The organism is Geobacter sp. AOG1 (genome assembly GCF_019972315.1).
GTDB lineage: Bacteria > Desulfobacterota > Desulfuromonadia > Geobacterales > Geobacteraceae > Geomobilimonas.
Map to the genome: position 1 here is coordinate 1,247,681 of NZ_BLIZ01000001.1, position 12,250 is coordinate 1,259,930.

A 12,250-nucleotide genomic window follows, 5' to 3' on the forward strand; every position below is an offset into this window, starting at 1 on the left:
CCCGTGAGACTAAAGGTTGAAATAGAAGGTTGCCCCCTTGCCCGGTTCCCCTTCAGCCCAGATTCGACCACCGTGGCGCCGGATGATCCTTTCCACCGTGGCGAGGCCGATGCCGTGCCCCTTGAATTCGTCGGCGCCAGGAAGCCGCAGGAAGGGAATGAAGAGCTTGTCGGCGTCGGCCATGGCGAAGCCGGCCCCGTTGTCCCGGACGAAGTAGGCCAGCCTTCCGTCGATCTCCGTCTCGCCAAACTCGATGACCGCCTCTTCCTGTGTGGCGGTGTATTTCCATGCATTGCCGAGGAGGTTTTCCAGCACCACCTGCAGCAGCTTCGCATCACCGTTGGCTGAGATCCCGTCGGTTATTTGGAATATGGCCCGCCGCTCCGGTTCGGTAAAAACCAGTTCTGCGGCCACCGCATGTGCGATCACGCTGAGGTCGATCATTTCCCGATTCAGTTCGCTGCGGGTAAAACAGGAGAGCTTGAGCAGGGCGTCTATGAGATTGCTCATGCGCACGGCCCCGTTCTGGACCTCCTGCAGAAACCCGAGGCATTGTTCATTCAGGTGGTTGCCGCATAACTCTTGGATGACCTGGCAGTAGCCGCTGATGACCGTCAGGGGCTTGCGCAGGTCGTGAGAGGCCGAATAACTGAACGTCTCCAGTTCCCGGTTGGTTGATTCCAGCTCGGCGGCCCGTGCAGCTAGGTCGGTGTTCAGTTTTTCGACCTCCTCCGCCGCTTGTTTGCGCTCGGTGATGTTATCAAACACCGCAACAAAGTATTCCCGCTGCATACTGTAGGCAGTGACGAACAACCATATTCCCAAAGGTTCGAACTCAATTTCGAACGTCTCCGGGATTCCTGTCAACGCGACCCGGCCGTAAACCTCAAACAACTCCGGATGTGCTTCTTTGATCCCTGGAATCGCCTCGGTGGCTTTCTTGCCAACCACGTTCTCCAAGTCGGTCAGCCGAATGAATGCTTTGTTGACATCGAGAAAGATAAAATCTTCCGGACGGCCTTGGTCATCTAATAGCATCTTACAGTAGGCGAATCCCTCCAACATGTTTTCAAACAGGGAGCGATAGCGCCCTTCGCTTTCCCGCAGTTCTGCCTCGATCTTCTTGCGGGCGGAGATGTCTTCTACCACCCCCACGTGAAACAGGTTACGTCCATCGTGGTCGTGCACCATCGACACGGTGATATTTACCCAGACGGTGGAACCGTCCTTGCGCAGATAGCGTTTCTCAAGGGAGTAACTCCCGAGCTTCCCGTCCAACATGAGCTGGAGGTACTTGGCGCTTGTTTCCAAATCATCGGGATGGGTAATGGTTTTAATATCCAGCCCCATCAGCTCTTCTTCCGAGTATCCGAGTATTTCACAGAATTTCTGATTGACCCGTAACCATCTGCCATTCAGGCCTGTATGTGCGATGCCGACCGCAGCCTGGTTAAAGGTGGCCCGGAAAAGCTTTTCGCTCTCCCGCAGGGCATCCTCCGCCCGCATGCGTTCGGTGACATCCTGGCAGGTGCCTAATATGGACGTCGGCACTCCCGTCTCGTCCACTGATACGGTGCCCCGGCTGTGCAGAGTGCGTACCGTCCCGTCCGGCCGGATGATGCGGTGCAAATTGTCGAAGGATCTCCGTTTGGCGAGGGCGTTCTGAATCTCCTTCTCGTATGTTTCCCGATCCTCAGGATGAACCATCTTTAGGATACCCGCATAGCTTGCGTCCAACTCTTTCGGAGATAGGCCGAAAATCCGGTACAGTTCTGCCGAAATAGTAAGTGAATCGGCGCCAATATTCCACTCCCAGCTGCCGAGGTGGGCAACTCTTTGAGCCTCGGCAAGCTGTTGTTCTCTTTTGCGGAGTTTTTCCTCCGCTTGCTTGAACGCGGTAACATCACGCGTCAGAGCAATGATGCACTCTTCCCCCTGCACGTTGATGATCTCCGCTGATAATGAACCGATAATTACTTCTCCCGTTACGCTCCTCAAACGGACTTCCACGTCACGGATCCTGGTGCCTTCCCTCAACAGCCGGACCAACTGGTCGCGGCCAGCCGGGTTTTCCCAGATGTTGATCTCGGCGGCGGTGCGGCCGATGACCTTCTCCCTGCGGTAGCCGAGGGTCTTTTCGAGCGCCTCGTTGACCTCGATATATCTCCCGTCCGCCAGGCTGCTGATGGAAAGGAGCGCCGGCACGGTCTGGAAGGCCAGGGAGAATTTTTCTTTCTCCTCCTGCAGAGCCTCCTCAGCCCGCCTGCGCTCGGTGATGTCGATCCCAATGCCGACGAGATAGGTCTTGTCACCGACGGTCAAGGGAGTGCCGGTACAGTAGAAAGGGATTTTTCTCCCCTCTCTGTCCATGAGGAGTAGCTCGACGTCGGCGTTCCGGTGTTCGACAAAAACCTCCGTCAGCTTCGACTCCAGCAGCCTATGGTTTTCTTCCGCCACAAAATCATGAGGACGCAGGGTGGACATCCCTTCCGGTGAACGCCCAGAGAACTCCTCAAGCTTCTGGTTCCATCGGACCAGCTGCTCCTCGTTATCAAAGACATAGAAGATACCCGGCATACTGTTGATGACCGCATCGGTTAAGTTCTTCTCAAGGTCGGTTGTGGACATGGGTTCTCCAATGTCTAGCGACGGTGCGAAGCGTAGGCGCACTAACCCCAAAAAAGCATAGCATCTTTCAACAGTTATACAATCTGTCAAAAGACTCTGCCAAGCCCTGTCCTGCTTGCAATGATCTGTTCATTACAGGAAAACTGCCCGCGAATGCAAGTGAGGCATGTTCGTGGGGCTTTAACTTTGCTAAGTACCTAAATATTTGAGCTTTGAGAGTTCGTCAAGGAAGTGGACACCGTTGTGGGAGAGAGATACGTCTCCCGGATACGGTCAATTAGGAGGGCAACTTACGGAGGGGCAGCCATTCTGAATTGACGGGTGAAAGCTGCATCTAGTGCTGACATCAACCTTCTCTGCTCTTTCCTGACGTCCATAGAGAAGAACCCTCCATGTAGCGAGCATCAAGATGGACTCCGTTAAGCTTGCTGCTTCTCCGGTCAGATGGCTTTGCGCCAGGCGAGCCGCTCTTCCAGCCAGCGGGAGAGGCTGGTGAAAGCGTAGCAGAGGAAGAAATAGATTACTGCGATGAAGATGAATATCTCGGTGGGGTAGGCCATGGTCCGGTTGTTGACCTGGGTGGCGACGTGGGTCAGTTCTGAAACTCCGACGATGAAGGCGAGGGAGGTGTCCTTGATGAGGGAGACGAACTGGTTGACGAAGGAAGGGATCATGTTGCGCAGCCCTTGGGGAAGCACGATGTAGAGCATCACCTGCCAGTGCTTCAGACCGGTGGAGATGGCCGCCTCGGTCTGTCCCGCGGGGATGCCTTCGATGCCGGCGCGGACGATCTGGGACATGTAGGCGGAGGTAAAGAGGGTAAGTCCCATGATGACGGTCTGGCTCTCCGGGACGGTTCGCCCCATGAGGGCAGGGAGGAGGAAGTACATCCAGAAGATGACCATGAGGAGCGGTAAGCCGCGGACTGCATTGATGAACAGGTTGACGGGATAGCTTATGAACGGGTTGCGAACCAGGCTCAAAAGCCCCAGCACAAGGCCACCGAAGAAGGAAAGGATGCAGGATACCACTGCTAGGTAAATGGTGAGTCCCAGTCCCCCGAGCGGTCCGTGGGGGAACCGGCCGATCATGAAGTAGGTGAAATTGTCCGTGATGACGTGAAAATTAAAGAGTCCGTCCATGTCAAACCGCCCGGTTCGGGTTCAGGACCCGTTTGTCGTAGATATGGACCAGCGCGGTAATGCTGGTCGAGAGTACCAGGTAGACGACGGTTGCTGCGGTGAACGCCTCGAATCCCTTGAAGGTGTAACTCTCCACCTGGCGCGCCTGGTAGGTGAGTTCCATGACGCCGATGGTCATGGCCAGGGACGAGTTCTTGGCCAGATTGAGGAACTGGTTCACGAGTGGCGGGACGGTAATCCGGACCGCCTGGGGGAGAATGATGTATTGCATGGAACGGAGGTACGAGAATCCTGCGCTGCGGGCCGCCTCCATCTGCTCCCTGGGGATGGAGAGGACGCCGGAGCGGATGTCCTCGGCGATGAACGCGGAGGTATAGATGGTCAGCGCGATGACCGCTGCGGCAAATTCGAAGTTCGTGCTGTTCAGCCAGTCGTTGACCGCAGTGGGAAGGATTTTGTAAGAGCCGAAGTACCAGAAAAATATCTGCACGAGGAGGGGGGTATTTCGGAAAAACTCCAGGTACGCCAGGGCGAACCAGCGCACCGGCCGGAAATTGCTCATCCGCATGACCGCGATGAGGAGGCCGACGATAAACGCCAGGACGATCCCGACTACGGAGAGTTGGAGAGTGACCTTAAAACCGGAAACCAGCCACTCGAAATATTTACCGGATGTGACGACCGACCAGTCAAACTGATACGTGAGCATGTGAACTTTCCGTGAAGGAGGAGAAGCGAGGCGTGAAGAGTAGAGGCTCCTCATGCCTCGCTTTTTGCGTTATTTATCAGCGGTTATCTTGAACGTCCGCTGCAGGTGGAACTGGGTGTTCGGGCCGAACCATTTTTCGAAGATCTTCTTCGCTTCGCCGCTCTTCTCCATGTCCAGGATGGTCTTGTTCACGAAGTCGACGAAGTGCTTGTCACCCTTGCGCATACCGAGGCCGTAGGGCTCGTCGGAGATCTGAACGTTGGGAATCTCGAATTGGGCCTTGTTGGGGGCCTTGGCGAGGATACCGGCCAGGATTGCCTCGTCGGTGGTGACGGCAGCGACTTTACCCTGCTGCAGAGCCAGGAAGGCCTGGGGATAATCGTCGAAGGAGAGAACGGTTGCCGACGGAATGGCCTTTTTCACGTTCTGCTCCGAGGTGGAACCCTTGGCGGTACCGATCTTCTTCCCTTCCAGGTCCTTCGTGGTGTGAACGGTTCCCTTCTTGGTGATGAACTTCTGGCCGGTGAAGAAGTAGGTGTGGCTGAAGTCGATCTGCTTTGCCCGTTCTGGGTTCTTGGTCATGGTGGCGGCGATGATGTCGATGTTTCCTTCCTGGAGCTGGGGCATCCGGCTGGCCGAGGTGACCGGTTTAAGCTCGACCTTGACGCCGAGTTTCTTGGCGATGGCATGGATGAAGTCGATGTCATAGCCGACGATGGTGCGGCTCTTTTCGTCGATGTAGCCGAAGGGAGGGAGGGAGTCCTTCACCCCTGCCACGAGGACACCTTTTTTCTTGACTTCAGCCAGGGTGTCGGCGGGGGGAGCCGCCAGGGCAGCCTTGCCGAGGAGTCCAACCAGCGTCAGGGCGATTGCAACGGTAACCAGTTTCTTCATGCCATGTTCCTCCTTAAAGAATTGTGCCTGCTCATTCCATCCTGCGAATATACGGGGAACGAGGACTTTTCGCTGGTTCAAGGGAAAACTTAGAGCCAAGGAAAAGCATCGTTTTCCCCCTAGTGCATGGGGGAGAGGAGCTGCTTCAGGAACTGCTGTGCCCGCTCGTGTTGCGGGTTGCGGAAGAACTCCTCCGGTTTCGCCTCCTCAAGCACCACCCCGTGGTCCATGAAGGCGACCCGATGGGCGACCTCCCGGGCAAAGCCCATCTCGTGGGTCACCACTACCATGGTGATGCCGGTCCCCGCCAGACCCTGCATGACCGCCAGCACCTCGCCGATCATCTCCGGGTCGAGTGCCGAGGTCGGCTCGTCGAAGAGCATGATCTTCGGTTTCATGGCCAGGGCCCGGGCAATGGCTACCCGTTGCTGCTGCCCGCCGGAGAGCTGGGATGGATAGGCGTCCCGCTTTTCGGCCAGACCGACCCGCGCCAGCAGTGTCATGGCCTGCTCCTCCGCCTCCTTTTTCTGCATCTTGCGGATCTTGAGGGGGGCCAGGGTGATGTTGCTGAGAACGGACAGGTGGGGGTAGAGGTTGAACTGCTGGAAGACGAAGCCGATTTCGGCGCGCAGCTTGTTGATATCGGTTTTTTTGTCCAGGAGATCCATCCCGTCAACGACCAGCTTCCCTTCGTTGATCGGCTCCAGCTGGTTGATGGTACGGATGAGGGTGGACTTGCCGGAACCGGACGGTCCGCAGACAACCAGCACCTCACCCGGCGTGATCCGGAGGTTGATATCGTTCAGTACGTGGAGTTGTTTGAACCACTTATGGACACCTGAAAACTGGATCATTGCCTTGCTCCTGGCGGGTCGGGGGAGATGAAATTGCGGTTCGCCCAAGGCGGGCGAAAATCCTCCCAATTGTAGCCACAACGGTAAAAAAATCAATCCCAAACTGCCGTTTTGCAATTAAAAACGCTTATTGAACGTGCGTTAGGGAAGGGCAGGCCGGGAGAGCATTCCCTTGACCGGGATTTCGTAGCGACCCGGGGACGTCAGGTACTTTGTCAGGAGGAGAAAGACGAACTTTTGCCGCTCCAAAAATTCCGGTTTAGGCATCAATTCCAGGGTCAGGTTGAGGGGGGCTTTGGCCAGAGGGGAGATGATGGGGAAGTCTCCCCTGAGCCGTACGTAGAGCCCTTCCCCTTCCAGGGAGAAGCTCTCCAGGTTTGCCTTGTTGCCGGAGAGTCTCAGCATACCCTGGATCTGCCGGTAGCCAGCGTCCGGCAGGGGGGTTCCGCCGATCTTGATACCGGCGAGTTCCGCCCCCTTGACGTCCAGTTTTATCTCTCCTCGGCGGGTGCTCTGACTCCCCCGCAGATTTGCATCCACCTGCATCACCCCTTTGGCGGCGGCGCCGGTTACCGTGGAGAAGAAGGGGATGTCCTCCAGCCGGATACCGCTGGCATGCAGCCCCCCCCCGCTGCGGCGGGACCATGCTCCGTCGATCTGTCCGCTGCCGATGCGGGCTCGGCCGGTAACCTTGATATCCCCCAGGAAGAGGGGCAGGAGTTGAAGTCGGACCGTTACCCTGTCAGCGCGAAAAAGCGGGCCACGCTCGTCGCCGATCTCCATGGCGCGGGCGGTAAGGCCGAGGGGGAATGCCTTGCCGAAGCTGGTGGCGCGAAAGGTGTACCCTTCGCTGGCCAGCCCGCGAACGACTAATCCTTGCAGCTCCCGGGCAGGGATGAAGCAGACAGTCAGGACGAGGAAAATGAAAAGTGCCGCCGGGACACCGACGACCAGATAGAACCAGCGGCGCGGTTTCATCGCGGACCCGTCGGCGCGGCCTTGAGGAGGGCGATGGTGAGGGTGAGGTCCAGACGCGACGGATCATCGAAGCGGGCCTTGAGGAGTGCCTTCTTGATAATGACGGGCTTGCTCCCTTTTTCCAGCCGGTAAAGAAGGTTGACCGTCTCGTTGGCGGTGAGCCCGTCCAGCTTGACTTCGGCGGCGTCCTCGACGAAGCCGGGCTGCTCGTCTCCCTTGACCGGCTTGATCTGGCTGTTCTTCCCTTTGATGCCGATCTCGTCAATGAGCTTGGCCGGGGAATCGTCGGGGCGGGTTGCGGCAAGGCGGTTCGCCAGTTTCTGGGCGCCGGCGTTGGCAATCTGATAGCGCTGCCTGAGGATGAGCATTTCCGCGACATCCCTTTCCCGGGCAGTGCGCAGCTTGGAGAGATAGGCGATCCTGGTGTTGGCGGCGGAGAAAAGTACGGCCAGGGCGAGGACGATGGCGATGCCCACGCCCCAGCGGAGGCGGGTGGTGCTGTCAAGATTTCGGTACTGTTCGGCCAGGAGGCGCAGATAGGTCATTTCTTCTCCTCCTTGAAGGTGCCGCGGAACAGGAAGCTGACAGTTCCATCTGGTTTTGATTTTATCTCGCTCACTTCCCCGTCGCTGAATGCAGCAGCTGTCCGGGTCTTGAAATCATTCACCCCCTGGGTGGAGCGGGCATCTCCCTTGAGCCGGAGCTGTCCGCTGTCGAATTCCGCCTCGTAGATGCCGGTGATGTCATCACCCTTGAGCTCCGCCGCTTTGGTCAGGGCGGCCAGGACGTTGCCGGTCGCCGCCCTGCCGGAGAGGCGCCTGATTTCCCCCTTCAGTTCCCCGACGGCATCCACCGGTTTTTTCCTGCTCGGGAACACCTGCCGGTAGATGGTGAAGATCGAGGTGTCGAGGGAGTTCAGGTCCCGCCGCACCAGGTAGTAGCGAACAGTTGTCTCGGCGATGAGTGCGACGACAAGGATTGCCGCAAGGACCAGGGGGAGCCTGAATTTGCGGCGCGCGAGCGCGTTACCGGCGGTGTAGGCCAGGGTGCCGCTTCTGAAGTTCACCGCCGCTCCGGAGCCACAGGCTGCCGCGACGGCGTAGGTGGAGGCGAGGTCCCGGGCTGCCCCTGCATCGCCGGCAAATGCCCGGGCCGTTGCATCGGCGAGGGGAAGCGGCCGGAATGTCAGGCCGGACGTCGTTGTCGGGAGGGGCTGACGGGCCAGGTCGCCGTGGAGGAGCACCTCTCGTACCGCTATATTTTTGCCGAGCTCCAGCGCCGCCAGGGTTCGCGCCACGTCTGCGAAGGGGTCGCCACCCCCGAGGGGGCGGCAAAACAGGAGTCGCCCCGCCAGGGCAACGACCAGTGCCTCACCGTCGGTAATGGCAACAGGCTCCGTCGTGTCGGACGGCGCAAACAGTTCGGGCCAGTGGAGGGGTGCGGCGCTTACCGTTTCCGGTTCGAGGCCGGCTTCGGTCATGGTCCGTATCAGATCGGCCACCCCGGTTCGCCGGGTCCATACCGCCAGGGTCTTGCCGTCAGCCAGGAGGATTGCATCGAATACCAGTTCGTCGGTATCGATGGCCGTTTCACCTTTGAGCTCCAGGGGGAGTACCTGGCGTGCCTTGCGGCGGTCGGTGAGGGGGAGATCCAGCTCCCGCAGAAAGAGGCTGGAGGGGGGAAGGGTCAGCACCACCTTTTCCTCTTCTCGACGGGTGCCGGCCAGTTCCTTCAGAAGGTCGTCGAAGGTCGGTTCGCCGGCGAGGGGGTGACGGCCACCCCCCAGGAACGCAAGCTCGCCGCGCTGGCGCTGAAAGCGCCCCCAGAGCACTTCGTTACGGGTCAACTGTACGATCAGGTACGTCATCAGTATTCTCTCCAGTAGAGCATCGTTGCCTGGTTGCCATTGATTCTCACCACGGCTTCTATAATCCTCGCTGTTTCATGCACCTGTCCTCGTGAGACCAGGCGGTAGACGGTGCTTCTGGTCTGGATCCTGGTTTGCAGGGCGATTCCGATTTTGTCCAGACCGGCAATCTTGAGGATATCCGCGGGTGATTTGAACGGCGTGGTTTTCCGGTAGTCCACGATCCGTGCCACCAGGTCGTCGCTCAGCCCTTCATCCAAGGCTGCCAGTATCTCCGGGGGGGCAGTGTTAATGTTGATCGGTGCCGGTGAACCCGGAAGGGAATTGGCAAAGACGGTAATGAAGGGGCGCAGTCGCTCCATCGTCTTTGCATCGAATCCTTTGACGAGTCGCAGTTCATCCACAGTATCGAACCAGGCGTTCTTCGCATTGTAAGGTGGCTGCAATGAACGGTAGTAGGTTGCTTCCGCCCCGGCCGGCTTGGGTTCATCGTTGGTGTCCACCCAGTCGGCAATGCCGTCGCACAGGTCCGGGGAGAGACCGGCTTTCTTCAGGAAACGGGTTGCTATGGGATAATATGCATCGATAAAATTTCCGTTCGACCCGGCTATGGAGTTGAGGTTGATCTTGGCGGCCTCGTCCTCGATGGTTACCTCTATGGAGCCCTGCTCGTCGTCGAGCTTCAGCGGCTTGGCCCACGGGTCCAGGAGGGAGGTGAATCCCTGGCTCGCCATGGTGAACTGGAGCACCTTGATTCCGCCGGCCACGCCGGATTCGGCAAGAAGACTCGCCTGCTGCCCATCGACGAAGTTCTGCCGGGAGCTGGTATCCACGTAGACCTCGTTGATGAACTCGGCGACCAGCGCCACCAGCAGGGCGCTCACCACGAGGGTTATGACCAGGGCAAACCCCCTTTCGCCCTTCACTTGCCGGTCACCCGCGGCGTGGCGATGGTGGAGAATTCGTTGATCTCCTCACCCTCTTTGAGCCGTATGGTCACCCGAACGGCCTTCGGGAGCCCAGAGTTGAGGCCGGGGGTGGTGTCCCAGCTCCTGACCCATTTACTGCCGTCGTAGCACTCCACCAGAAAACCTTCCACATCCTCCATCTGCGGGTAGGGGACAGGAGTGCCGGCCAGGTAGCGGTCCTGGGCCTCACGGGTCAATTCCAGCCGTTTCTCATGCTCCACTATCCGGTAGCGCACCGTCACCTGGTCCGATGTGGGAGCGCTGTCGCTGCGGGGCGGAACGAAGGTGGTGAAGGTCAGGGTCGAAGCCGGCTTGCCGAAGGAGTCACGGTCTTCCACCACGAACGGGACCAGCGGTTTCACCCCCAGTGGGGCCGGCCCGCGGATGAACGCTCCCGACAACTCCCGCCGCACCTGGTCCAGGGTGGTGCGCAGCTCGCGGCGGGTTTCCATGCCGGAGGTTGCCGCGTCACGGCCGCGGGTCAGGGCAAAAAAGGTGCCGTAAAGGGCTGCGAACAGTACGGTAAGAAGTGCCAGGGCTACCAGCAGTTCCAGCAGGGTGAACCCCCCGTTTCGTCTCTGCGGTTTCGTGTGGTAAACCGTCCTGGTTGTCGCGTTTCTCATGGGGCCGGACTCCTCACGGTCAGAGGGCCCGTTCCAGGTATTTCGCCAGGGTCAGCTTGTGCCGTTCACCATCCCAGGCAACCGTGAAGGTCAGTCGGTCAACCCCCGGTATCTCGGCGGCGGCCCTCTCCACTTTCCAGGTTATGTCGGGATGCCGGGGGGCGAAGTTTCCTGATGTCTGTCCCTGTTGCAGGAAGTTGGGCTCGTCCAGTTTGGCCCGGGCCAGCAGCATGGCCTCAGTCTCCTCCTTGTCCCGTGTGACGATCCCCAGGTGATAGTTATAGGAGGTGATGACCGTGAGTATCACACCGGCAAGGATGGCCAGGGCGACCATCACCTCCAGCAGGGTAAACCCCTTCATGGCCCCACCTCCTGGTATCCTTCCTCGACCTTGACCTTGCCGTTCTGGGGGTAAGCGGTCACGGTGAAATGGGTGTCGCGGCTCCCCTTCAGGTGGATGATCGCGAAGTCCTCCAGCCCTGCCGGGCCGAAGTTGACGGCCACCTCGCCGGCGGTGACCTTTCCGAGGCGGGGGATGGTCACGTCCTCGATGGTTACTCCGTCCGCCAGTATCTGGCGGCTGAAGAAGGGGTCGGTGTCGGTGCTTTCTTCACCATTCACCATTTTTACCACCGCCAGCCTGGTGTCGGTCAGGTTGACCCGGAGCCGGTAGGCGTTCTTGGAGGTGACTGCCTTGTCCCCCATGTAACGGATCGTGGCGGCCAGGGTGCGCGCCGAACTGCGCAGGTTGGCGGCACTGGTGGACGGGAGTCGGGGGAAGACAAGGAGTGCCACCATCGCAAGGATAGCCAGCACCACCACCAGTTCGATGAGGGTAAAACCGCCGGAAAGGCAGTTTTGAATTTTGACCCAAACTGCTGGCCTGAAGAATTTTGAGTTTTGAGTTTTTGTCACCACAACACAACGATCTAGGTGTTCGAACATAAAACACGGTCCGGTCGGGAACGCGATTTTTTCGCAAGGTCAAGGCGGTCGAGGGATGACGCGGAGGCGTAGCATAGCTACGCCGCACAAGGAATTCCGAAGACCAACGCCGAGATTGCGGAAAAGGCGCGTTCCCTATTTCATGTCATAGTTGCAGATGTCCGCGTTCTTCCCTTCTCCCCCCTTGACGCTGTCGGCGCCCAGGGAGCAGAGGTCGTAGTCACCGTGCTCACCGGGGGAGATGTAGACGTAGTCGGTCTTCCACGGGTCCTGGGGAACCTGTTTGCTCTCCAGGTATCCTTCGGTCTTGTAGTTCTTCGGGATTACCCCCACGGTCGGCTTGGTGATGAGGGCCGCCAGTCCCTGTTCGGTGGTGGGGTAGGTGCCGTTGTCCAGCTTGTAGAGCTTGAGGGCGCTCTCGATATTTCTGATCTGGTTTTTGGCCACGGATATCTTGGCGTCATCGCTTCGTCCCATGATCTTGGGTGCGACCAGGGCTGCCAGCAGGGCGAGAATGACGATTACCACCATGATCTCGATGAGGGTGAAGCCACGGCTGTCGCGTAAGGTGTTGTGCATGGATAAATCCTCCTCTGACGGGTTAAACGTTCAAAGTTAAAGGTTGTGGGTAACAGGGAACGT

Annotated in this window: 13 protein-coding genes and 1 pseudogene; all 14 read right to left on the reverse strand. The window is 58.7% G+C overall.

The genetic code is table 11. The features are described from left to right. Positions 1–9: 9 nt before the first annotated feature. The 14 genes and pseudogenes from LDN04_RS05675 to gspG all read right to left on the reverse strand — a co-directional run bounded on the left by LDN04_RS05675 (position 10) and on the right by gspG (position 12,187). Entirely contained in the window at positions 10–2,628 is a 2,619-nt protein-coding gene (locus tag LDN04_RS05675) for a PAS domain S-box protein (protein WP_223907463.1), read from the reverse strand. A gap of 189 nt (positions 2,629–2,817) precedes the next feature. Beyond that, positions 2,818–2,895: pseudogene (locus LDN04_RS16955) on the reverse strand (ATP-binding protein); the annotation flags it as partial. Between the two features lie 173 nt (positions 2,896–3,068). Continuing rightward, a complete protein-coding gene (locus LDN04_RS05685) occupies positions 3,069–3,770 on the reverse strand; it encodes an amino acid ABC transporter permease (RefSeq protein WP_223907466.1) in 702 nt (233 codons plus the stop codon). 1 nt (position 3,771) lies between these two features. Further along, positions 3,772–4,479 carry an amino acid ABC transporter permease gene (locus LDN04_RS05690; RefSeq protein WP_223907469.1) on the reverse strand — a complete coding sequence of 236 codons (708 nt, stop codon included), beginning with the start codon at positions 4,477–4,479 and terminating at the stop codon, positions 3,772–3,774. 69 nt (positions 4,480–4,548) lie between these two features. After that, positions 4,549–5,373 carry an ABC transporter substrate-binding protein gene (locus LDN04_RS05695; RefSeq protein ID WP_223907472.1) on the reverse strand — a complete coding sequence of 275 codons (825 nt, stop codon included), beginning with the start codon at positions 5,371–5,373 and terminating at the stop codon, positions 4,549–4,551. Between the two features lie 119 nt (positions 5,374–5,492). Continuing rightward, on the reverse strand, positions 5,493–6,227 hold the full coding sequence (locus LDN04_RS05700; protein ID WP_223907475.1) for an amino acid ABC transporter ATP-binding protein: 735 nt from the start codon (positions 6,225–6,227) through the stop codon (positions 5,493–5,495). Positions 6,228–6,368: 141 nt separating this feature from the next. Next, positions 6,369–7,205: a type II secretion system protein GspN gene (gene gspN / locus LDN04_RS05705; protein ID WP_223907478.1), complete on the reverse strand. Its 837-nt coding sequence runs from the start codon at positions 7,203–7,205 to the stop codon at positions 6,369–6,371. Beyond that, positions 7,202–7,750 (reverse strand): general secretion pathway protein GspM, encoded by a 549-nt coding sequence (locus tag LDN04_RS05710; RefSeq protein ID WP_223907481.1) that lies wholly within the window; start codon positions 7,748–7,750, stop codon positions 7,202–7,204. The genes gspN and LDN04_RS05710 overlap by 4 nt, the downstream gene beginning before the upstream one ends. Beyond that, positions 7,747–9,072 (reverse strand): type II secretion system protein GspL, encoded by a 1,326-nt coding sequence (gspL, locus tag LDN04_RS05715; RefSeq protein ID WP_223907483.1) that lies wholly within the window; start codon positions 9,070–9,072, stop codon positions 7,747–7,749. The genes LDN04_RS05710 and gspL overlap by 4 nt, the downstream gene beginning before the upstream one ends. Then, positions 9,072–9,998 carry a type II secretion system minor pseudopilin GspK gene (gspK, locus tag LDN04_RS05720; protein ID WP_223907486.1) on the reverse strand — a complete coding sequence of 309 codons (927 nt, stop codon included), beginning with the start codon at positions 9,996–9,998 and terminating at the stop codon, positions 9,072–9,074. Before gspK ends, gspL begins: the two co-directional genes overlap by 1 nt. Next, the gene (locus LDN04_RS05725) at positions 9,995–10,663 is read right to left on the reverse strand and encodes a type II secretion system protein GspJ (protein ID WP_223907489.1); all 669 of its coding nucleotides are present in this window, start codon (positions 10,661–10,663) and stop codon (positions 9,995–9,997) included. The genes gspK and LDN04_RS05725 overlap by 4 nt, the downstream gene beginning before the upstream one ends. Positions 10,664–10,682: 19 nt before the next feature. After that, the gene (locus LDN04_RS05730; RefSeq protein WP_223907492.1) at positions 10,683–11,024 is read right to left on the reverse strand and encodes a prepilin-type N-terminal cleavage/methylation domain-containing protein; all 342 of its coding nucleotides are present in this window, start codon (positions 11,022–11,024) and stop codon (positions 10,683–10,685) included. Next, entirely contained in the window at positions 11,021–11,608 is a 588-nt protein-coding gene (locus LDN04_RS05735) for a prepilin-type N-terminal cleavage/methylation domain-containing protein (protein ID WP_223907495.1), read from the reverse strand. The genes LDN04_RS05730 and LDN04_RS05735 overlap by 4 nt, the downstream gene beginning before the upstream one ends. Before the next feature lie 135 nt (positions 11,609–11,743). Beyond that, positions 11,744–12,187, reverse strand: a complete 444-nt coding sequence (gene gspG, locus LDN04_RS05740) for a type II secretion system major pseudopilin GspG (protein WP_223907498.1) — start codon at positions 12,185–12,187, stop codon at positions 11,744–11,746. Between the last annotated feature and the right edge of the window lie 63 nt (positions 12,188–12,250).

Excerpts from the sequence above, each read along its gene's own strand:
- gspN (WP_223907478.1), bottom strand. The coding sequence starts at position 7,205 with ATGAAACCGCGCCGCTGGTTCTATCTGGTCGTCGGTGTCCCGGCGGCA.
- gspG (WP_223907498.1), bottom strand. The coding sequence starts at position 12,187 with ATGCACAACACCTTACGCGACAGCCGTGGCTTCACCCTCATCGAGATC.
- LDN04_RS05700 (WP_223907475.1), bottom strand. The coding sequence starts at position 6,227 with ATGATCCAGTTTTCAGGTGTCCATAAGTGGTTCAAACAACTCCACGTA.
- LDN04_RS05675 (WP_223907463.1), bottom strand. The coding sequence starts at position 2,628 with ATGTCCACAACCGACCTTGAGAAGAACTTAACCGATGCGGTCATCAAC.
- LDN04_RS05730 (WP_223907492.1), bottom strand. The coding sequence starts at position 11,024 with ATGAAGGGGTTTACCCTGCTGGAGGTGATGGTCGCCCTGGCCATCCTT.
- LDN04_RS05735 (WP_223907495.1), bottom strand. The coding sequence starts at position 11,608 with ATGTTCGAACACCTAGATCGTTGTGTTGTGGTGACAAAAACTCAAAAC.
- LDN04_RS05695 (WP_223907472.1), bottom strand. The coding sequence starts at position 5,373 with ATGAAGAAACTGGTTACCGTTGCAATCGCCCTGACGCTGGTTGGACTC.
- LDN04_RS05685 (WP_223907466.1), bottom strand. The coding sequence starts at position 3,770 with ATGGACGGACTCTTTAATTTTCACGTCATCACGGACAATTTCACCTAC.
- gspL (WP_223907483.1), bottom strand. The coding sequence starts at position 9,072 with ATGACGTACCTGATCGTACAGTTGACCCGTAACGAAGTGCTCTGGGGG.
- LDN04_RS05690 (WP_223907469.1), bottom strand. The coding sequence starts at position 4,479 with ATGCTCACGTATCAGTTTGACTGGTCGGTCGTCACATCCGGTAAATAT.
- LDN04_RS05725 (WP_223907489.1), bottom strand. The coding sequence starts at position 10,663 with ATGAGAAACGCGACAACCAGGACGGTTTACCACACGAAACCGCAGAGA.
- LDN04_RS05710 (WP_223907481.1), bottom strand. The coding sequence starts at position 7,750 with ATGACCTATCTGCGCCTCCTGGCCGAACAGTACCGAAATCTTGACAGC.